Below are 19,954 nucleotides of genomic sequence, written 5' to 3'. Positions count from 1 at the left end.
TCTATTGATTTGACACAAAAAACTTGCCAAAGTTACAATTATTTAACTCCGTGCATTAATTTTTTGAGTAACGGACTTAATAATAACGCAATTACTCCAATAATTATTGGAACAATTGTAAATATTAAAAAGAATGTTGAAATATCATATTTTGTTGTAATAACATCAATCATAGCACCCATTTTTCCTGACGCTTTGTTACCAATAGCTAAAGCTAAATACCAAACACCAAACATAAAAGCAATCATTCTAGGAGGTACTAATTTACTTACGTATGATAGTCCAACAGGTGAAACACAAAGTTCTCCAAGCGTATGGAATAAATAAGCTAATACAAGCCAGAGCAAACTTACCGAAGCAGTTTTTGCACCTTGCGGTATTCCGTTAGCTCCATAAGCTAAAAACCCAAATCCAATTGCTAAAAAGAACAAACCAATAGCGTATTTAGATGCAGGAGCAGGATTGTATTTACTTTCCCACCATTTTGAAAATAAAGGAGCAAAAGCAATAATAAATAATGAATTTAAAATTAAAAACCATGTTGCAGGAATTTGAATTTCATTCTCTTTTTTTCTTACAACAGATGCTTTAAACGAAGTGTTTATTTGACTAGCCTTATCTTCTGGTAAATATTTATAATTAATCCCTTTTTTATCAAGATCAATTATTGAAATCGAAGTGTTTTTTGTAAACTCTGAAGAAGATCTAATAACAGTTAATGATTCTCCAATAATTGCATTTTCAGGAACAGTTGTTATTGGAGTTATAGCAATGGATTTTTCATCATCTGGCGCCATTTTATAACTAGGATAACTAATCTCATAGGAATATGTATTAAAATTGTTATAGATTTTCCAACCAACAATTCCCCAAATTAGTACAAAACTAAATCCTAAAATTAAATTAGAAACCAAATATTTTCGAAATGTTTGACGAAATAATAAGTATAAAACCCAAGTAATTAAAGCTATTGGAACTACCGTAATAATAACATCAATAATATTAAAAATTAAAGCAGCATTTCCTGCTAAAATTCTATTGGTATAATCTTTTGCAAAAATACTCATAGATCCACCAGCTTGCTCAAATGAAGCCCAGAAGAAGATAATAAAGAAAGCAATTATTACAACCGCAATCATTTTATCACGTGTAATTCTACTGTATCTTACAATTCTAGAAACCAATAAATATAAAAATAGAATAAGTGTTGTAATTATAGTTTGCCCAGAATAATCTGTTCCTCCAAATTCAAGAAAGTTTACACCACCTATTTTAGATAAAGGATCGTTTATAATCCATATTAAGCCTAAAGTAGCAATTACTACAATTAGTATTTTATCAATTAGTTTAAACGGGTTTAACTTGTCTTCAATTTCAGTATGGTCATCTGCTTCAATAGTTTTGTTAACCTTATTGGGTTTGCTTCCTGCATCACCAAATATACCTTGGGCTAATGTAAATTGTAATAAACCAAGTAACATAAAAATACCAGCTAAACCAAATCCCCAGCTCCAACCTAAAATTTCACCTAAATAGCCACAAAGCATTATTCCTAGAAAAGCACCAGCATTAACTCCCATATAAAAAATAGTGTAGGCACCATCTTTTTTTTCTGGAAAATCTTTATATAAAATTGATATGAACGAACTCATATTCGGTTTAAAAAAACCAGTTCCAACAACCAATAATAACAATCCTAAATATAAGAAAAAAGGAGTTTCAATAGCCATACTCGCATGACCAAAAGTCATAATTAACGCACCAATAATAATGGCTTTTCTGTTTCCAAGATATTTATCGGCTAATGTTCCTCCAATAATAGGCGTTAAGTATAAAAGCGCTAAATAAGTTCCATATAAAGCTAAAGCATTTTCTCTAGGCCAATCCCAGCCTCCAATACCTAATGAGCTAACAAGAAACAAAACTAATAATGCTCTCATTCCATAGAATGAAAACCGTTCCCACATTTCAGTGAAAAATAAAACAAAAAGCCCTGAAGGATGTCCTAATACTTGTGTTTCGAAAAACTCGTTGTGTTTTTTACTCATGTTTAAAATGTTAGTTTACAGCTTCTTTTTTTAATTTTTTCTTAATTACATAATCATAGATTACTAGCCCAATAATAGTAGAAAATCCAATAACAGCAATTACATACCAAATATTACCAGGATGATAAATATCCCATATATGGTTGGTCATTTGATCTTGTGTCATTTGTAATTTAGATGCAGCTTCTTCGTAAAACTGATTTTTTGTATATGCTTCACTTATTTCTGGTAATTCAATATTTTTTGAGGTCAATTCTTTTCGGATTAAACTTACTTTATCCGATAGGTTTTGATACAAATCTCCTGTAATCCATTTAGTTAATAAATTTGCAAAAGCAATAGGTAAAAAATAAGTACCCATATAAAGCGCTTCTTTTCCTTTAGGTGATATTTTAGCAATATAATCAGAAAATTTTGGGTTTGAAGTCATTTCTCCAATTGCAAAAATTAATATACCAAATATTGTAAAAAATACATTTGAAGTGTAAAAAGATAATGCAATACCAATAACTGCAATAAAAATTCCAGTCATCATAGCATTAATTGGTTTCCATTTTAAGATGATGGTTGAAACAATCATTTGTAAAATAACAATAAAAAACGCATCAAGATTTACAACCATTTCAGGATTAATACCACCATGTTTATTTTTGAAGAATTCAGCTACCCAAGGAGAATAGTTTGATAATGCATCATAAAGAGGTTTAGTGTTTACCCATTCTTCAATAAATACAGGTAATGTATAGAATAATTGATTAAACATTAACCAGAATCCAACCATAATAACTAAAAGTAAAGTCAATTTCATATCCGAAAGAGCTTCCAAAATATTTTTTAATGATTTAATGATTGTTTCTCCTAATGAATCTTCATTTTTTTCTCTGTTTGGTTCCTTGAAAAAGAAGATTACAATTATTAAGTTTATTGCTATTGCAATGGCAGCCATTAAAAATACAATTTTCCAACCGTATTGATCTCTCAATTTTGCTGAAAAAAGTGGGCCAAAGAAACCTCCAATATTTACCATCATATAAAATACCCCAAAACCAAATGATGAATTAGTTTCATTAGTAGATTTTGTAACTATTGCAGAGGCTACAGGTTTAAACATTGCTGCGCCAACTGCTACAATTAAAAACAAAAGAAAAACAGCAGAATATGAAGTTACTTCTCCCATAAAATAGTAGCCAATACCCAATAATAGATATGCTATAATTAATGAAAGTTTATAACCAATCTTATCCGAGATTGCTCCTGTAATAATTGGTAATAAGTATAAAATAAAAGTTACATACGACATTATTTCACCTCTTTCAATGTGAGTGAAGCCTAAAGCGCCGTCATCAGTTGAACCTGTTAAGTACAATGCTAAAACAGCAAATAAACCATACCAAGCCCAACGTTCAAATAATTCCATTGCACTTGCAATCCAAAAAGGTTGTGTAAAAGATTTTAATAATCCGATAAAACCTAAATCTTTATTTTCTGTACTCATAATTTATATTTAAGAATGAAAAAGCTCACATACATTGTACGTGAGCTTTAAAAGTTATATTTATATAGTATGTAAATTCATTTTAGTGAATTCCTTTCATTGCCTTATTTAATAGAGGAGATATAAGTACCGTTATAACTCCAATAATAATCATTACCCACATAATAAAAGGGTATAATGGGTAATCAAACTTATTAAGAATTCCTTCTAGCATTCCAGCCATAAAGTTTCCAGCAGCAAAACTTGCCATCCATAATCCCATTACAACTGAAACTAATTTAGGTGGTGCTAATTTGGTAATCATTGATAATCCTATAGGAGAAAGCATTAGCTCTCCTAAAGTTAACAACACATATACTGAAACTAACCACCAAGGTGAAATTTTAATACCTGTATCAGCAAGATTTTGAGCCTGTGTCATTACAAAAAAGGCAATAGCTCCTAGGAAAAAACCTAATGCAAACTTCATTGGAGTTCTAGGATTCCATCCTTTTTTGTCTAACCATATCCACATTATAGAAAATATAGAGGCAAATATTAAAATGGCAAATGAATTAACATTTTGAAACCAAGTTGCTGGCATTTCCCAACCAAACATTATTCTATCTGTATTATCTTTTGCAAATAAACTAAATGTTCCTCCTGCTTGTTCAAAACCAGCCCAGAAAACAATATTAAAAATTGCTAGTACAATAATTACCGCCATTCTACTCCATTCATCAGAACCATTTGTACCTTTAGTAATGGTGTAAGCTAAACCTATTATGATTGCTGCAAAACCACCATAAGTAATAATTGTTTTTACAATATCTGGTAATAAAGCCCATAAGAACATTAAAATATAAGTACCAACAATTAAAACAATCATTGAAATAAAAATAGTTACCCAATCTTTACTATTTAATATAGTTTTATCTTCAGGAGAGTTTGGTGGTAATCCATAATGTTCTAGTGTTTTTTCTTTTATTTTAAGCCAAAATACACCTAAAATCATACCTACACCTGCTGCTAAAAAACCATAACCCCATTCTACACTTTCTCCCAAACCACCAGCAATAAAAGTACCAAGAATAGCTCCTAAATTTATTCCTAAATAGAAGATGTTAAAAGCAGAATCTTTCATTGGATCATTATTATGATAAAATTCACCAACTACTGTAGAAATATTTGGTTTAAAAAAACCATTTCCAATAATAAGTACTCCTAATCCAAAATTAAATAAGAACTGACGATGATCAGAACTTGTTTGAGTAGATTGATATAACAAAGCACTGGCAGCTAATAAAAATTGCCCAATGGCCATAACTAAACCACCAATATAAACTGTTTTTCGTTGGCCAAAATATTTATCAGATACCCAACCTCCTAAAATAGGAGTTAAATAAACCAATCCTGTAAAGATTGCATACAATTCAAGGGCTTCTTGTCTTTCTAATCCAAAACCACCATTAACTAATTCGGCAGTTAGATACAGTACTAATAAAGCACGCATGCCATAATAACTGAATCGCTCCCACATTTCTGTTGCAAATAAGGTATAAAGACCTTTAGGATGTGATTTTCTAAATGGTATTTCTTTCATGTTTTAAAAATTTAATTTATTGGACTTCTATTGTTTAAGAAGCTCTAATGTTTGTTTATTATTTCCTAAATTTTGCTCGATAAAATTAGTCATTTTATTGTAAAGGTGTAAACGTGTGTTTTTACCTCTATAAATTCCATGCGTTCTATCTGGATAAATTGCTTGTTCAAAAGGTTTATTCTCTTCAATTAATGCGTTTGTTAATCTCATTGTATTTTGAATATGAACGTTGTCATCTCCAGATCCATGCGCTAGTAAAAATTTTCCATTTAACATTGAAGCAAAATTTAATGGAGAATTTTCATCATATCCTGAAGGGTTTTCTTGTGGTGTTTGCATGTAGCGCTCTGTGTAAACACTGTCATAAAAACGCCAGCTAGTTACCGGTGCAACGGCTATTGCCATTTTAAATACATCGTTTCCTTTTAACAAACAATTGCTAGACATAAATCCACCGTAACTCCAACCCCAAATTCCAATTTCATCTTTATTTATGTATGGAAGTTGTCCTAATTCTTTTGCAGCATCAATTTGATCTATAACTTCGTATTTACCCAACTCTTTATAAGTAACTTTCTTAAAATCTCTTCCTTTAAAACCTGTTCCTCTAGGGTCAACACAAACAACCACATACCCTTTTTGTGCTAAATGTTGGTACCAATAATCGTTGTAACCATTCCAAGAATTGCTTACCGATTGTGAACCAGGTCCGGAATATTGAGTCATAAACAACGGATATTCTTTATTTTGATCAAAATCAGCAGGTTTTAGTATCCAAGCATTCAATTCTGCATTTTCAGTTTTTAAAATGAAAAATTCTTTTTTAGAAAGGTTGAAGTTTTTAAGTTCTTCACTTAATTTACTGTTGTTTAGAATTTCTTTTAATTGTTTTCCTTCGCTATTATGAAGTGTGTAAATAGGAGGAGTGTTAGCATCAGAAAATGTATTTATAAAGTAATTTAAATTTTTACTGAATGAAACACGATTTGTACCTGAAGGGTTTGTCAATCGTTTTTTGTTTTTCCCATTTAAACCAACAGAATAAACTGTTCTGTTGATGGAACCATCTTCAACCGATTGATAATAAATTGTTTTAGTTTTTTCATTTACACCATAAAAACTAGTTACTTCCCAATTTCCTGATGTTATTTGATTTTTAAGTTTTCCTTCTTTTGAATAATGATAAATATGATTGAAACCATCTTTTTCACTAGTCCAAATAAAACTATTGTCTTTTAAAAATGTAAGATTATCATGTATATCAACATACGCTTTATCTGTTTCATTTAGAACAATTGTAGCTTTATTAGTTTTAGCATTAACAAAAAATAAATTCAAGTTATTTTGATGACGATTTAAAGTTGTTGCACTTAACGTAGAAGTATCTTTTGTCCATTTGATTCGTGGAATATATTCGTAATCTCCTAAATCTATGTTTGAAATGTTTTTTGATTCATTATTAAATAAATGAAGTGTAACAACTGAATTTTTTTCACCTGCTTTCGGGTATTTAAAAACTTGTTGGGTAGGATACAAACTTTTTCCCGTAATATCCATTGAAAATGTTGGAACTTCTGTTTCATCAAAGCGTAAAAAAGCAAGATTTTTACTATCAGAACTCCATTCAAAAGCTTTTACAAAACTAAATTCTTCTTCGTACACCCAATCGCAAATACCATTAATAATTTTATTCTTTTCCCCATCATTTGTTATTTGAGTAAGTTGATTGGTTTCTAAATTTTTAATAAAAATATTGTTTCCTTTAGCATAAGCTACTTTTTTACTATCTGGGGAGAAAGTTGGTTCTTGAATTTTTTCTTCATCAATTAATTGTAAAGATTTTGATGCGATATCATAGACAAAGAAAATACCTAAACTAGAGCGACGATAAATAGGTTCGGAATCTACACCTAAAAGTAGTTTTGTTTCATTATTGTTAAAACTATAGGTTTCAAAATACTTTAAATTGTCCAAATTTTTGCTATCAACAATAGTTTCAACCTTTTCAAGGGTTTTGTAGCTGTATTTATCTACGCTTGTACTTCTGGTATCTCTATTAAACCCTAAAAGTGTGTAATAATCACCGTTCATAGAGTTTAACTCGTTCATGCCTTCAGTTCTAAAGGCTCCGCTCCAAATTTCTTCTAATGTAATATCTTTTTTTTGAGCTGAAACTATGGAAGTTACAACTAAAAAGGCGAAAAGAATTTTCTTCATAAATAAGTTTTCGAAAAATAAAGTTCAAGTTTAAGAAAAATCTAGCAATTTACTAGTGTGTAAAGTCATAAAAATACAATTATATCAATTTAGAATTATAATTAATTAATCAAGTATCTTTGCTTTTTTATAATAGAAGATTAATTATGTCTAAAACTATCAACGGATTTTCAAAATTAACAAAAGACGAAAAAATTAACTGGTTAATTGAAAACTTTTTTGAAGGTGATACCAACACAAAAAATATTTTAAGTCAATATTGGAACGAGAATAAAATTATTCAAGATTTACACGATGATTTTATAGAAAATACAATTTCAAATTATTATTTGCCTTTTGGAATTGCTCCAAATTTTGTGATTAACGGAAAAGATATTACAATACCAATGGCAATTGAAGAAAGTTCGGTAGTTGCAGCAGCTTCATTAGTTGCTAAATTTTGGAGTACACGTGGAGGATTTAAAGCTAAAGTTATTTCAACTACTAAAATTGGGCAAGTTCATTTTATGTATGAAGGTGATAAGGCAGAACTTCAAAATTATTTCACTTCAAAAAAAGAAGCTTTACTAAAAACTACTGAAGATATCACTAAAAATATGCGAAAGCGTGGAGGTGGGATTTTAGATATAGAATTACGAGATAAGACTTCAGAATTAGCTAATTATTATCAATTGCACGTTACATTTGAAACAGTTGATAGTATGGGAGCCAATTTTATTAATTCTTGTTTAGAAGCAATGGCAAATAAATTTAGGAATGATGATATTCATATAGTAATGAGTATTCTTTCAAATTATGTTCCTGAATGTTTGGTAAGAGCAGAAGTTAGCTGTAAGGTTGAGAATTTATATGCTGAAAATTCAGAATATTTAGCGCAAAAATTTGTAGAGGCCGTACAAATTGCTAATGTAGAGCCGCATAGAGCAGTTACACATAATAAAGGAATTATGAATGGTATTGATGCTGTTGTAATTGCTACTGGAAACGATTTTAGAGCTATTGAATCTTGTGTGCATGCCTATGCTGCAAAAGATGGAAAATACAAGAGTTTGTCAAATGCTACTATTGAAAATGGTATTTTTAAATTTTGGATAGAAATACCGTTGGCAGTGGGAACAGTTGGAGGGTTAACAGCGTTACATCCACTTTCTAAATTAGCAATGGAAATGCTTGGAAAACCTTCAGCAAAAGAATTAATGGAAATTATTGCAGTAGCTGGTTTAGCTCAAAATTTTGCAGCGTTACGGGCTTTAACAACAACAGGAATTCAAAAAGGACATATGAAAATGCACTTAACAAATATTATAAAAGGGCTAGGTGCTAGTGAAGCTGATAAACAATTTTTAATCAATTATTTTGAGAATAAAACAGTAACTCATAATGCAGTTGTAGAAGCTTATAATAATTTAAGAAAGTAAAAATAGTAATGAAAAACATTAAAGTAATTGCTTTTGATGCAGATGATACGTTGTGGGTTAATGAACCCTATTTTCGAGAAACAGAACAAAAATTTGCAGAATTATTAAAAGAGTTTTTACCTGAAGATGAAATAAATAAAGAACTGTTTAAGGTTGAAATTAAAAACCTTTCTTTGTATGGTTATGGTATAAAAGGCTTTATGCTTTCTATGATTGAAACTGCCTCGAAAATAACCAACGGTTCAGGTAAAATTCAACTTATTAATAAAATTATTAAGCTTGGTAAACAGATGCTGAATAAGCCTATTGAATTGTTAGATGGCGTTGAACAAGTTTTAAAAAGTCTAAATGGTGATTATAGGTTAGTGTTAGCCACAAAAGGAGATTTATTGGATCAAGAGCGAAAATTAATAAAATCTGGTTTAGAAAAACATTTTCATCATATTGAAATAATGAGTGATAAAAAAAGTGTTGATTATAAAAAGCTATTGAAACATTTAGATTGTAAACCTGAACATTTTTTAATGATTGGTAATTCAGTGAAATCTGACGTACTTCCTGTCTTAAAAATTGGAGCAAAAGCAGTTCATGTTCCGTTTCATACAACTTGGTCACACGAAGAAGTTAATGGCAGTTTAGCTGAATATAATTATTTAGAAGTTGAAAACATTTCAGAAATAAGTAAGTTTTTGAAGTAGTTTTAATCGGTGGTTGAGCGGAGTCGAAACCACATTGTTAAGTATGAAAAAAGGTTTTGTATACATATTAGAATGTTCAGACGGGAGCTATTATACAGGAAGTACAATTGATTTAGAGTTAAGGTTTATTCAACATCAAGAAGGTAAGGGAGCTAATCATACTAGAAAAAGATTACCTGTTAAACTTATGTTTTTTGAAGAGTTTACTAGTATTGAAGAAGCTTTTAAAAGAGAAAAACAAGTTCAAGGTTGGAGTAGGAAAAAGAAATTAGCTTTAATAAATAATAAAATAGAAGAATTATCGAAATTTGCGGAATGTAAAAATGAAACTCATTTTAGTAAAAAGGCTTCGACTACGCTCAACCACCAAAAAGGAAAAGATTGATGAAAGAATTCTACAGCAACGGAAAGTTATTATTAACTGGAGAGTATTTTGTTTTAGACGGAGCAAAATCTCTTGCAGTACCAACTACTTGTGGACAAGATTTAATAGTGAAGCCAATTGCAGAACCACAACTAATTTGGAAAAGTTATACAAATACAAATGAGTGTTGGTTAGAGGCTGTTTTCGATTTACCAAAACTACGTTTGTTTAGTGCCGATTTTGAAGCTACTGAAGATGGAGGAAATGATATGTTGGCTGAAAACTTGATGAAAATATTAAATGAAGTTCGAAATCTAAATCCAGCATTTTTAAATTGCAATAAAGGGTGTTTGGTAGAAACTCATTTAACGTTTCCTAAAAACTGGGGATTGGGAACATCTTCCACATTAATAAATAATTTGGCCAGTTGGGCTAAAGTGAATCCGTATAAATTATTAGAAAACACATTTGGAGGTAGTGGTTACGATTTAGCTTGTGCAAAACACAATACGCCAATTTTTTATGCGAATGTGGGAAAAACACCAATGGTAGAAGAAGTTGAATTCAATCCTGTGTTTAAAAATCAATTGTATTTTGTGTATTTAAATCAAAAACAAAATAGTAGAGAAGGTATTAAACGTTTTAAAGAGTTAAAAGGTAATTTAACTTCAGAAATACAACAAATTTCAAAATTAAGTGATGCGTTTTTGAAGTGTTCAAATTTGAATGATTTTGAAGGTTTACTAAAAGAACACGAGCAAATTGTTTCAAAAACTATTCAGTTGCAAACGGTTCAAGAAAAATACTTTGCAGATTATTTTGGGCAAACAAAAAGTTTAGGTGCTTGGGGAGGTGATTTTATTTTAGCTACTGGAAACGAGGATTCTTCAGAATATTTCAAACAAAAAGGATTTCAAACTGTAATTCCTTATAAAGATTTAATTTTATAATAGAGTAACTCGTCATTCTGAACTTGTTTCAGAATCACATCATACTAATAAAAAATGAGGATGAGAACCTGAACTAAATTCAGATTGACGTTTTTTAAAAAATAAATATGAAGAAAAAACTAATAATAGTAGGTGGTGGAGCAGCAGGATATTTTGCAGCAATTAATGCCGCAGAGTTAAATCCGGAATTGGAAGTTGTTATTTTAGAAGGAAGTAACAAAGTATTACAAAAAGTAAAAGTTAGTGGTGGTGGACGTTGCAATGTTACACACGCTTGTTTTGTTCCAAAAGATTTAACCGAGTTTTATCCACGTGGTAGAAAAGAATTATTAGGTCCATTTCATCAATTTATGACAGGCGATACTATGGAATGGTTTGAGAAAAGAGGAGTACCATTAAAAATTGAAGATGACAATAGAATTTTTCCTGAAAGTAATTCATCTCAAACTATTATAGATTGTTTTATTGATAGTGCTAACAATGCTGGTGTAGTTGTAAAAATGAGTTCCAGAGTTGATTCAATAGATAAAAAAGATGATCAATATATAGTAAAAACTAATTCCGAAGAATTTATTGCAGATTATGTGTTGATTGCAGCCGGTAGCAATACAAAGGTTTGGGATTTGATTAAAAATTTAGGTCATAAAATAGAACCACCAGTTCCATCATTATTTACATTTAATATTTCTGATGAACGATTGAAAGACATTCCTGGAATATCAGTTCCATATGCTTCAGTAAAAATATTAAACTCAAAATTAGCCGAACAAGGACCTTTATTAATAACGCATTGGGGTTTAAGCGGTCCTGGAATTTTAAAACTTTCAGCTTGGGGAGCTTTAGAATTATTTAATAAAAATTATCAGTTTGAAATTGAAGTGAATTGGTTGTCTAAAAGAACTGAAAATGTACTGGAGTTTTTAAAATCTCAAAAGAATAAAAACACAAAAAAACAAGTCATTTTGCGTTCGGTTTTTGAAGATATTTCTAAACGTTTATGGTCTAAACTAGTAAAAGCAGCACAAATTTCTGAAACTACGCAATGGGCACAGTTAAGCAATAAACAATTAGAAGATTTAGCAAACCAATTAACAAAATGTGTATTTAAAGTAAATGGAAAAAGTACGTTTAAAGATGAGTTTGTTACTGCAGGTGGAATAGATTTAAAAGAAATTAACTTTAAACGTTTTGAAAGTAAAATCCATAAAAACTTGTTCTTTGCAGGGGAAGTTTTAAATATTGATGCGGTAACAGGAGGTTTTAATTTTCAAAATGCTTGGACAGGCGGTTGGATTGTGGCAAATTCAATAGAATAATTATGAAAGTAGTTATTGCTCCAGATAAATTTAAAGGTTCATTAACGGGTATTGAGTTTTGCAATATTGTTGAAGAAAATATTTTAGAATTAAAACCTAATTCTGAAATTTTGAAACTTCCATTAGCTGATGGTGGAGATGGAACAATAGAAGTTGCAAATTATTATTTAGAAGGTGAGTTTGTTGAAGTAATAGTAAACAATCCATTTTTTAAACCAGTAAAAGCTTCGTATTTATTTTCTGAAAATTCCAAAACTGCTTTTATTGAAATGGCTGAAGCTTCTGGCGTTAAATTACTTCAAAAGGAAGAACTAAATTGTATGGAGGCTACTACTTTTGGAACTGGTGAGCTAATTATTGATGCGTTAGAAAAAGGTGTAAAAACTATTATTTTAGGAATAGGAGGAAGTGCAACTAACGATTGTGGAATTGGTATGGCAGCAGCTTTAGGCTATCAGTTTTTAGATAAAAAAGGCAATAAAGTAATTCCTATTGGTAAAAATTTAAGCGAAATTACTACAATAGATGCTTCAAAAAATCATCCGTTTTTAATAGATACGGTTTTTAAAATAGCGTGTGATGTAACCAATCCGTTATATGGTAAAAATGGTGCGGCTTATGTATATGCGGCTCAAAAAGGAGCTTCAAAAGATGAAGTAAAAATGTTGGATGATGGATTACAGCATATTGCCAAACTAATTGAGCAGGATTTTAAAATAAATCCTCAAAATATTGAAGGTGCCGGCGCGGCAGGAGGAATGGGAATTGCTTCAAAAGTGTTTTTAAACGGTGAATTAATTTCAGGTATAAACTTGATTAAAGAATTGGCACGTTTTGATGAGCATATAAAAAATGCAGATTGGATTATTACTGGTGAAGGTAAATTAGATAATCAAACATTGTCTGGCAAAGTAATTCAAGGAGTTTTAGAATCTGCTAAAAAATTGAATATTAAAACTGCGGCTTTTTGTGGTAGCGTAGCTATTAATGAAAAAGAAATTTCAACTATGGGAATTTCATATATAGATTCTGTGATTGAAAGAGCATTAAGCCTTGAAGATGCAATGGAGAATAGTGCAAATTATTTAAATGAAATTACAGCAAAGTTTGTAAAAGAAGAGTTACGCTAATTGCCCACGATGAGGTTTTAAAGCGTCTCTGTAAGTTTTCATATCAATTTCATCTACTGTAATAAATGCAATGGCATGCATTTCAGAAAGTATTTTAAAATCAACTTCGTAAAAATGGAGTTTTTCTATTGTAGCAAATTCTTTTAAATGAATGCAATGGTGTTCTGCTGTTTTTTGTGAAGCTGGTCCACGAAAATCCCAAATTAATTTTAGTTTTCTATTCATTTTATTTATTGCTAATGTAAACTAATAATTCACCAGTATTTATAGATATTTTTACATTGTTTGCTACGGCTTTATTTCTAGTTCCAATACGTTTGCCAAAAGTTAAAGGCTCATTTTTTAAAGGATATTTTAATCCTTCAGTTTTTACACCTTGCGCAATTGGAAAAGGAATTAATGAAATGGTTTTATCTAAAACATTGTCTAAAACACATTCATCTTCAATAAAAAAATAAGTTCCATAATCGTCAAAAAAAGTAATTCGTACATTTTTTTTCCAAAGCAAAGCTGTACTTAAATTACCTAAAAAATGATCGTGTTCTTTTCCGCTTCCACCGTAAATATCTATAGAAGTATAACCTCTTTCTTTTAAAATTTGAAGCGCTTTTTCAAAATCTGTAAAGTTTTGGTCGGGTGTATTTATAACTTCAACAGTGGTAGGAACTGAATTTATAGAGTCAAAATCACCAGTAACTAAATCTGGAACAATATTGTTAGCTTCAAAATGATTGTATGCGCCATCAATGGCACAAGAAAAGTGGTAATTATCTAAATTAGGAAACACTTTTGGTTTTAAACCATTTAATAAAATAAATGCTTTTTTTAACTTCATAAATGCAAATTTAATTAAAAAGAGACACTAGTTTGATTTATTATTTAAGATTGATGTGTTTAATTTTTAGCTTGAATTTCTTCTAGCCTTTTTTTGTGAGTTAAACTTCCGCTAATTTCAAATGCTTTTTTAATATATTTTAAAGCATTTGAAAAATCTTCAACAGACTCATAGTATTCAGCTAATGAGTCATATACATTGGCACTATTTGGATAATATTTTACACCCATTTCAAAAAATAGTTTAGCTTTTTCAGGAGCTCCCATTTGCATATTCATATAACCATAACCATTAAACAATTCTTCAACCATTGGTGGTACATTGTAACCAAAATTTTCTGCATAAATTTTTGCCTGAATGTTTAACAATTCGGTCAATTCTGCAACTGTGGTTTCTGGATTATTGTATGTTGGTGGATTTTTAAATTGAAACCAATTGAATAAGAAAACCAAGCCATCTCTAATGGAAGGCAAAGGAACAGTACCGTGCAAATCTTCAGGATATATTTTAAAAGAGAAATTTAAACCGCTTTCTTTGTGGGATTCAGCAAAATTTGAAAACTCCATAATTGAACGAGGAAATAGGGTGAATTCAGATGTGTTTTCCATTAAATTATCAATAGTTACACTTTCATCCATCATATGTAATTGTTCAGCCGACATTGAAACAAAAAGCGATTTTCCTTTAAAATCTTCAGATGCTAATTTTTCTTTTGCTTGTTTTAATAATTTTTGGTTATCCCAATCTAAACTCGGGTCGATTGCAATATAATTTTTAAAGAATTCTTTATGATTAATTAGCATATTTACTGTAAATAAGCCAGCATAAGAATGTCCGATTAGCGTCCTGTAAGAAGTTGTAGGATAATTTTTGTCAATATGTGGAATCAATTCTTTAGTAATATATTCGGTAAATTTTTCAGCACCACCAGTATCTTCATCCATTTCAGTACCACGGCGCATTTTTATTTGCGAAGTTGTTAAATCGCGTGTTCTATTTGTTTGGTTAGAGATTCCAACCAAAATCATATGTGGTAAATAATGTCCCCAATAATTATTGTAAACAGTTTCTAACGTATTTAATTGAACACTTCCGTCTAAAATAAAAACAACCGGATATTTCTCGGAACTAGCTGGATTGTAATTATCCGGTAACTTCACCCAAATATTTTTGAACTCATTAAAGGTGTTTGAATAAATACTATCACTTTTGGTGTCTGTATTTATTTGAGCTTGTATTTTTTGAGCTGTAAATAAAACTATTAAAGAAAATACGGCAATGATAAAACGTTTCGTCATTTTTGATGTTTTAGTTAGTAAAAATGAATTTTCTAGGGTGTAAACTTAATAATAATCATTCCAAGGATACAAATAAAAAAAGTGAAGTTTGTTGATAAACTTCACTTTAATAATGAATTCAAATAAGAAATAATTTATTTTTTAAGTACATTCAAAATAATAATTCCAATTCTGGCAATTAAGAAAACTACCATTCCAAATAAAGGAGAAAGAATTGCTATTTTAAGTCCGCCAGCTAACATTGCAGGTGAAATATCTCCAGCTGCTTCTATGGCATCAAAAGCAGTTATTAAGCCAATCATTTGACCTAAAAATCCCCAAACCAATACAAATAAACTAATGGAACTTACCAATGTTATGGTTTTTTGTCTTGCTTTGGTTTTAATAAAGCCTCTAATTAAAAGTGCTAAAATTACTATTAGTAAAAATAATGTTGTGTACATAAAAAGTGGTCCACCTTCATTTAATCTTGCAATAAATGGGTTTCCAACTAAAGGTTTAATGGTTTGAAAAGCTAATAACATAATACGGTTTTTTTAAAATTATAAATCAAAAGTAAGCGCTGAACGGACTTATTATTTTTTAATGCGATATTTAACTAAAAAGATACGATAATTGACTGATTAAATGATGATTTTGTTGAATTAAGCTAAAAAATGGTGAAAAGACGTATGTTTTTCTATTTCTGTCGCTAAAATAAATGTAGCTTTAGCATTATTTGCATATTGCACTTTATGAAAAGTAAGAATACTATTTTAAAATACCTTTTAACCATTTGTGGTCATCTACTATTTTGGATAGTCATCTATTATTTTTACGCTTACTTTTTGGGTTATGGTAGTTCTAATACCAAGTATGTAAATCAGTTTTCAGGATTTTTAATGCCTGTTACTATATTAATTAGCTATTTTTTAATTTATTATTTAATACCAAATTACCTACTTACAAAAAAGTATAAATATTTTATTTTATATTGTATTTACACATTTATAATTTCCATATATGTAATTATTTTATCCATATTATATGGGTTATTATATTCTGAAGGTTATAAAGAAGTTGGCACAGTTCCGTTAACAAAAACACTACCATTTATAATTTTAGGTGTTTATTTTGTGGTATTAATTATTGTGTCGTTTAGTTTAATAATGCACAATTATAAATCTATTGTAAGTAACGAGAATTTAAAAAGTAAGATATTAGAAACTCAATTGCAGATTAAAGATCAAGAGCTTCGGTTTTTAAAAATGCAAATTCATCCACATTTTTTATTTAACTCGTTAAATACTATTTATGGATTTGCTTTAAATAAGAAAGATGAAGCGCCAGAAATGATTTTAAAACTGTCTAATTTGTTAGATTATATTTTATATCAAATTGAAAAGCCGCAAGTGTTATTAATGGACGAAATAAACCATTTGTTAGATTACGTTTCATTAGAAAAAATGCGTTTTCACGATACGTTAGAAGTAGAAACAACAATAAATATAACAGATAAAACAGTTCAAATAGCGCCAATGTTATTAATTCCTTTTGTTGAAAATGCCTTTAAGCACGGTGATATTGTAAATGGAAGTTTAAAAGTGAAAATTGATATTAAAACAGAAGGAGATCAGTTGTTTTTTAAAATTGAAAACACTTCAATAAAAGAAAACAAAACCAATAATGGTATTGGATTAGAGAATATTGAAAAACGACTAGAAATGTTGTACGCAAATTCACATATTTTAGAAACAAATCAAACAGAAAAATATTTTAAAGTTAAATTAACTATTGATAATTTAAAACAATTTAAAAATGAGTAAAATAGTAAATTGTATAATAGTTGATGATGAGCCAGTAGCAAGAGAAATTATTGAAAATCATTTGCAAAAAGTTGAAGCAGTAAATGTTGTTGCTACTTGTAAAAATGCCATTGAAGCCTTTAATCAAATTAATTCTAACCAAATAGATTTAATTTTTTTAGATATTAATATGCCTGAAATTACAGGGCTTTCGTTTGCAAAATCTATCAATAAAAACATAAAGGTAATTTTTACAACGGCTTACCGAGAATATGCAATTGATGGTTTTAATTTACAAGCTGTTGATTATTTATTAAAACCAATTTCGTTTGAACGTTTATTACAAGCTGTAAATAAATTTATAGGGGAAAGCAATGTTGAGGTTGTTGTGGCTTCAGAAGAAATTACACCAGAAAAAAACGATTTTATTTTTGTGAGAGCTGACAGGAAAATGGTAAAAATAAATTTCTCTGAAATAAACCACATAGAAAGTTTTAGCGATTATATTAAGTTTCATTTAAAAGAAAAAGTGATAGTAACACGTGAAACTATATCAAGTATAGAAGCTAAACTTCCAAAAGCTAGTTTTTTAAGAATTCATCGTTCTTATATTGTTTCTATTTCAAAAATTGAATCGTTTACAAATGAATTTATTGAAGTAAATAAAAAGGCTTTGCCAATAAGTAGAAGTTATAAAAAAGATGTACTTCAAAGATTAGAAAATGTTTAGCTAAAACTAGTATCTTTGCTCAAAATTTTTGTTTTGACTGAAACCGATTTTATTTTAAAAAATTACGATTTAAATTCAATTAAAAGTGGAAATGCTACCTGGAAAACGCCAAGCAATATAGCTTTGGTTAAGTATTGGGGAAAGCAAGAGCCTCAAATTCCTGAAAACACATCTATAAGTTTTACACTAGATGCTTGTTTTACATTAACTACTTTAGAGTATAAGTTAAAAGAACGTCATTCTGAACTTGTTTCAGAATCTAATCATAGTGATTTTAATTTCGAAGTTTATTTTGAAGGTGAAAAAAAGGATGATTTTAAACCGAAAATTGCCACTTTTTTTAAAAGAATAGAACACTATGTTCCATTTTTAAAAGATTTTGATTTTGTAATTGAATCTAGAAATTCTTTTCCACATAGTAGTGGTATAGCATCTTCAGCAAGTGGTATGAGTGCTTTGGCATTGTGTGTTATGTCTATTGAACGGTCATTGAGCGGAGTCGAAATGACGGATGAATATTTCAATAAAAAAGCATCGTTTTTAGCGCGTTTAGGTTCTGGAAGTGCTTGCAGAAGTATTGAAGGTGATATCATTGTTTGGGGGGAACATTCAGAAATTAAAGAAAGTTCAGATTTATTTGGAGTGAAATTTCCTTTTAAAGTTCATAAAAACTTTAAAAATTACCACGATACTATTTTATTGGTAGATGAAGGAGAAAAACAAGTTTCAAGTACAGTTGGGCATAAATTAATGCACGGTCATCCATTTGCACAACAACGTTTTAAACAAGCAAATGAGAATATTTCAAAAATTTCAGAAATACTTAAAAATGGAGATTTAAAAGAGTTTGTTGCTATTGTAGAAAGTGAAGCTTTAAGCCTACACGCTATGATGATGACAAGCAACCCATACTTTATTTTAATGAAACCAAATACATTAAAAATAATTAATAAAATTTGGGCTTTTAGAGCTGAAACAAATTCTAATATTTGTTTTACGTTAGATGCAGGAGCAAACGTACATATTTTGTTTCCTGAAAATGAAAAAGAAGCCGTTAACAATTTTATAATAAAAGAGTTAGTTCAATATTGTCAAGAAAATCATTATATTTGCGACAGAATTGGATTTGGGGCAAAACGATTATCCAATAGTTAGTATCTATGAAAGGACCACTTTTTTACGCAAAAATTTTATTATTTGGTGAATATGGAATTATTAAAGATTCCAAAGGTTTAGCAATACCATACAACAGTTACCAAGGTGCTTTAAAAAAGACTGAAGAGTTAACTGAAGAGGCTAAAATATCAAATAAAAACTTAACCAAATTTTATACGTATTTAAAAGAGTTAGAAACTAGTTTAGTTACTTTTAGATTAGAAGAATTTAAAGCTGATATTGAAGACAGAATGTATTTTGACTCTAGTATACCAATGGGTTATGGAGTTGGAAGTTCAGGAGCTTTAGTTGCATCTATTTACGATAAGTATGCTGATGATAAAATAACAGTTTTAGAAAATTTAACAAGAGATAAATTGTTGAAGTTAAAGCAAATTTTCTCGTTAATGGAATCTTTCTTTCACGGTCAAAGTTCAGGTTTAGATCCTTTAAACTCATATTTAAGTATTCCTATTTTAATAAATTCAAAAAATGATTTAGAAGCTAGAGGAATTCCTGCACAGCAAGAAGGAAAAGGAGCAGTATTTTTGTTAGATTCAGAAATAATTGGTGAAACAGAACCTATGATTAACATTTTTATGAATAAAATGAAAAACGAAGGTTTTAGAAAAATGCTAAATGAAGATTTTGCGAAACACACTGATGCTTGTATTGATGATTTTTTACGCGGAAATGTAAAATCACTATTTGGAAATGTAAAACAACTTTCTAAAGTTGTTTTAGATAACTTTAAACCAATGATTCCTCAAAAATTTCATAATGTATGGCAAAAAGGTATAGAATCTAACGATTATTATTTAAAACTTTGTGGTTCTGGTGGTGGAGGATATATTTTAGGTTTTACTAAAGATTTTGAAAAAACTAAAACTATATTAAAAAACTATAAGTTAGAACTAGTTTATAGATTTTAATT

General features: G+C 29.5%; 18 protein-coding genes. 10 read left to right on the top strand and 8 right to left on the bottom strand.

Annotated features, from left to right (window positions below):
* Window positions 1-38: 38 nt before the first annotated feature.
* From R3X25_RS10245 to R3X25_RS10230, 4 genes are all read right to left on the bottom strand, one after another.
* Complete coding sequence (locus R3X25_RS10245) at window positions 39-2,048, bottom strand: peptide MFS transporter (protein WP_317674471.1); 2,010 nt, start codon at window positions 2,046-2,048, stop codon at window positions 39-41.
* 10 nt (window positions 2,049-2,058) lie between these two features.
* Window positions 2,059-3,543 (bottom strand): MFS transporter, encoded by a 1,485-nt coding sequence (locus tag R3X25_RS10240; RefSeq protein ID WP_317674469.1) that lies wholly within the window; start codon window positions 3,541-3,543, stop codon window positions 2,059-2,061.
* An 82-nt stretch (window positions 3,544-3,625) separates the two neighbouring features.
* The gene (locus R3X25_RS10235) at window positions 3,626-5,125 is read right to left on the bottom strand and encodes a peptide MFS transporter (protein ID WP_317674467.1); all 1,500 of its coding nucleotides are present in this window, start codon (window positions 5,123-5,125) and stop codon (window positions 3,626-3,628) included.
* Window positions 5,126-5,152: 27 nt separating this feature from the next.
* Window positions 5,153-7,342, bottom strand: a complete 2,190-nt coding sequence (locus R3X25_RS10230; protein ID WP_317674465.1) for a S9 family peptidase — start codon at window positions 7,340-7,342, stop codon at window positions 5,153-5,155.
* Window positions 7,343-7,488: 146 nt separating this feature from the next.
* On the opposite strand from R3X25_RS10230, the gene R3X25_RS10225 reads away from it, so the two are divergent.
* From R3X25_RS10225 to R3X25_RS10200, 6 genes are all read left to right on the top strand, one after another.
* Window positions 7,489-8,760, top strand: a complete 1,272-nt coding sequence (locus R3X25_RS10225) for a hydroxymethylglutaryl-CoA reductase, degradative (RefSeq protein WP_317674463.1) — start codon at window positions 7,489-7,491, stop codon at window positions 8,758-8,760.
* A gap of 8 nt (window positions 8,761-8,768) precedes the next feature.
* Window positions 8,769-9,458 carry an HAD family hydrolase gene (locus tag R3X25_RS10220; RefSeq protein ID WP_317674461.1) on the top strand — a complete coding sequence of 230 codons (690 nt, stop codon included), beginning with the start codon at window positions 8,769-8,771 and terminating at the stop codon, window positions 9,456-9,458.
* 43 nt (window positions 9,459-9,501) lie between these two features.
* Window positions 9,502-9,843 (top strand): GIY-YIG nuclease family protein, encoded by a 342-nt coding sequence (locus R3X25_RS10215; protein ID WP_317674459.1) that lies wholly within the window; start codon window positions 9,502-9,504, stop codon window positions 9,841-9,843.
* Window positions 9,843-10,772, top strand: coding sequence for a GYDIA family GHMP kinase (locus tag R3X25_RS10210; RefSeq protein WP_317674457.1), 930 nt, complete (start codon window positions 9,843-9,845; stop codon window positions 10,770-10,772). Before R3X25_RS10215 ends, R3X25_RS10210 begins: the two co-directional genes overlap by 1 nt.
* Before the next feature lie 107 nt (window positions 10,773-10,879).
* Window positions 10,880-12,088: an NAD(P)/FAD-dependent oxidoreductase gene (locus R3X25_RS10205; protein WP_317674455.1), complete on the top strand. Its 1,209-nt coding sequence runs from the start codon at window positions 10,880-10,882 to the stop codon at window positions 12,086-12,088.
* 2 nt (window positions 12,089-12,090) lie between these two features.
* The gene (locus R3X25_RS10200) at window positions 12,091-13,218 is read left to right on the top strand and encodes a glycerate kinase (protein ID WP_317674453.1); all 1,128 of its coding nucleotides are present in this window, start codon (window positions 12,091-12,093) and stop codon (window positions 13,216-13,218) included.
* Here the strand turns inward: R3X25_RS10200 and R3X25_RS10195 are convergent.
* From R3X25_RS10195 to R3X25_RS10180, 4 genes are all read right to left on the bottom strand, one after another.
* Window positions 13,210-13,443 carry a hypothetical protein gene (locus R3X25_RS10195; RefSeq protein ID WP_317674451.1) on the bottom strand — a complete coding sequence of 78 codons (234 nt, stop codon included), beginning with the start codon at window positions 13,441-13,443 and terminating at the stop codon, window positions 13,210-13,212. The two genes, R3X25_RS10200 and R3X25_RS10195, sit on opposite strands and share 9 nt — an antisense overlap.
* A gap of 1 nt (window position 13,444) precedes the next feature.
* Window positions 13,445-14,053 (bottom strand): thiamine diphosphokinase, encoded by a 609-nt coding sequence (locus R3X25_RS10190; protein WP_317674449.1) that lies wholly within the window; start codon window positions 14,051-14,053, stop codon window positions 13,445-13,447.
* A gap of 59 nt (window positions 14,054-14,112) precedes the next feature.
* Window positions 14,113-15,351, bottom strand: coding sequence for an alpha/beta hydrolase-fold protein (locus R3X25_RS10185; RefSeq protein ID WP_317674447.1), 1,239 nt, complete (start codon window positions 15,349-15,351; stop codon window positions 14,113-14,115).
* A gap of 134 nt (window positions 15,352-15,485) precedes the next feature.
* Window positions 15,486-15,875, bottom strand: a complete 390-nt coding sequence (locus tag R3X25_RS10180) for a MotA/TolQ/ExbB proton channel family protein (RefSeq protein WP_317674445.1) — start codon at window positions 15,873-15,875, stop codon at window positions 15,486-15,488.
* A gap of 210 nt (window positions 15,876-16,085) precedes the next feature.
* On the opposite strand from R3X25_RS10180, the gene R3X25_RS10175 reads away from it, so the two are divergent.
* Genes R3X25_RS10175 through R3X25_RS10160 form a run of 4 tightly spaced genes read left to right on the top strand, consistent with a single transcriptional unit; the run spans window position 16,086 to window position 19,952 of the window.
* Window positions 16,086-17,156 (top strand): sensor histidine kinase, encoded by a 1,071-nt coding sequence (locus R3X25_RS10175; protein WP_317674443.1) that lies wholly within the window; start codon window positions 16,086-16,088, stop codon window positions 17,154-17,156.
* Window positions 17,149-17,865, top strand: coding sequence for a LytTR family DNA-binding domain-containing protein (locus tag R3X25_RS10170; protein ID WP_317674441.1), 717 nt, complete (start codon window positions 17,149-17,151; stop codon window positions 17,863-17,865). Before R3X25_RS10175 ends, R3X25_RS10170 begins: the two co-directional genes overlap by 8 nt.
* 33 nt (window positions 17,866-17,898) lie before the next feature.
* Window positions 17,899-19,020, top strand: a complete 1,122-nt coding sequence (locus tag R3X25_RS10165) for a diphosphomevalonate decarboxylase (RefSeq protein WP_317675061.1) — start codon at window positions 17,899-17,901, stop codon at window positions 19,018-19,020.
* 5 nt (window positions 19,021-19,025) lie between these two features.
* Window positions 19,026-19,952 (top strand): mevalonate kinase, encoded by a 927-nt coding sequence (locus R3X25_RS10160; RefSeq protein ID WP_317674439.1) that lies wholly within the window; start codon window positions 19,026-19,028, stop codon window positions 19,950-19,952.
* The last annotated feature ends 2 nt before the right edge of the window (window positions 19,953-19,954 follow it).

Source organism: Lutibacter sp. TH_r2 (assembly GCF_033101135.1).
In the GTDB taxonomy this organism is placed as follows: domain Bacteria; phylum Bacteroidota; class Bacteroidia; order Flavobacteriales; family Flavobacteriaceae; genus Lutibacter.
Note: the sequence above shows the minus strand (reverse complement) of the source record. Positions and strands in the feature narration are given on the sequence as shown.

Excerpts from the sequence above, each read along its gene's own strand:
- R3X25_RS10230 (WP_317674465.1), bottom strand. The coding sequence starts at position 7,342 with ATGAAGAAAATTCTTTTCGCCTTTTTAGTTGTAACTTCCATAGTTTCA.
- R3X25_RS10245 (WP_317674471.1), bottom strand. The coding sequence starts at position 2,048 with ATGAGTAAAAAACACAACGAGTTTTTCGAAACACAAGTATTAGGACAT.
- R3X25_RS10170 (WP_317674441.1), top strand. The coding sequence starts at position 17,149 with ATGAGTAAAATAGTAAATTGTATAATAGTTGATGATGAGCCAGTAGCA.
- R3X25_RS10240 (WP_317674469.1), bottom strand. The coding sequence starts at position 3,543 with ATGAGTACAGAAAATAAAGATTTAGGTTTTATCGGATTATTAAAATCT.
- R3X25_RS10200 (WP_317674453.1), top strand. The coding sequence starts at position 12,091 with ATGAAAGTAGTTATTGCTCCAGATAAATTTAAAGGTTCATTAACGGGT.
- R3X25_RS10195 (WP_317674451.1), bottom strand. The coding sequence starts at position 13,443 with ATGAATAGAAAACTAAAATTAATTTGGGATTTTCGTGGACCAGCTTCA.
- R3X25_RS10220 (WP_317674461.1), top strand. The coding sequence starts at position 8,769 with ATGAAAAACATTAAAGTAATTGCTTTTGATGCAGATGATACGTTGTGG.
- R3X25_RS10235 (WP_317674467.1), bottom strand. The coding sequence starts at position 5,125 with ATGAAAGAAATACCATTTAGAAAATCACATCCTAAAGGTCTTTATACC.
- R3X25_RS10160 (WP_317674439.1), top strand. The coding sequence starts at position 19,026 with ATGAAAGGACCACTTTTTTACGCAAAAATTTTATTATTTGGTGAATAT.
- R3X25_RS10215 (WP_317674459.1), top strand. The coding sequence starts at position 9,502 with ATGAAAAAAGGTTTTGTATACATATTAGAATGTTCAGACGGGAGCTAT.
- R3X25_RS10175 (WP_317674443.1), top strand. The coding sequence starts at position 16,086 with ATGAAAAGTAAGAATACTATTTTAAAATACCTTTTAACCATTTGTGGT.
- R3X25_RS10180 (WP_317674445.1), bottom strand. The coding sequence starts at position 15,875 with ATGTTATTAGCTTTTCAAACCATTAAACCTTTAGTTGGAAACCCATTT.
- R3X25_RS10185 (WP_317674447.1), bottom strand. The coding sequence starts at position 15,351 with ATGACGAAACGTTTTATCATTGCCGTATTTTCTTTAATAGTTTTATTT.
- R3X25_RS10190 (WP_317674449.1), bottom strand. The coding sequence starts at position 14,053 with ATGAAGTTAAAAAAAGCATTTATTTTATTAAATGGTTTAAAACCAAAA.
- R3X25_RS10205 (WP_317674455.1), top strand. The coding sequence starts at position 10,880 with ATGAAGAAAAAACTAATAATAGTAGGTGGTGGAGCAGCAGGATATTTT.
- R3X25_RS10225 (WP_317674463.1), top strand. The coding sequence starts at position 7,489 with ATGTCTAAAACTATCAACGGATTTTCAAAATTAACAAAAGACGAAAAA.
- R3X25_RS10210 (WP_317674457.1), top strand. The coding sequence starts at position 9,843 with ATGAAAGAATTCTACAGCAACGGAAAGTTATTATTAACTGGAGAGTAT.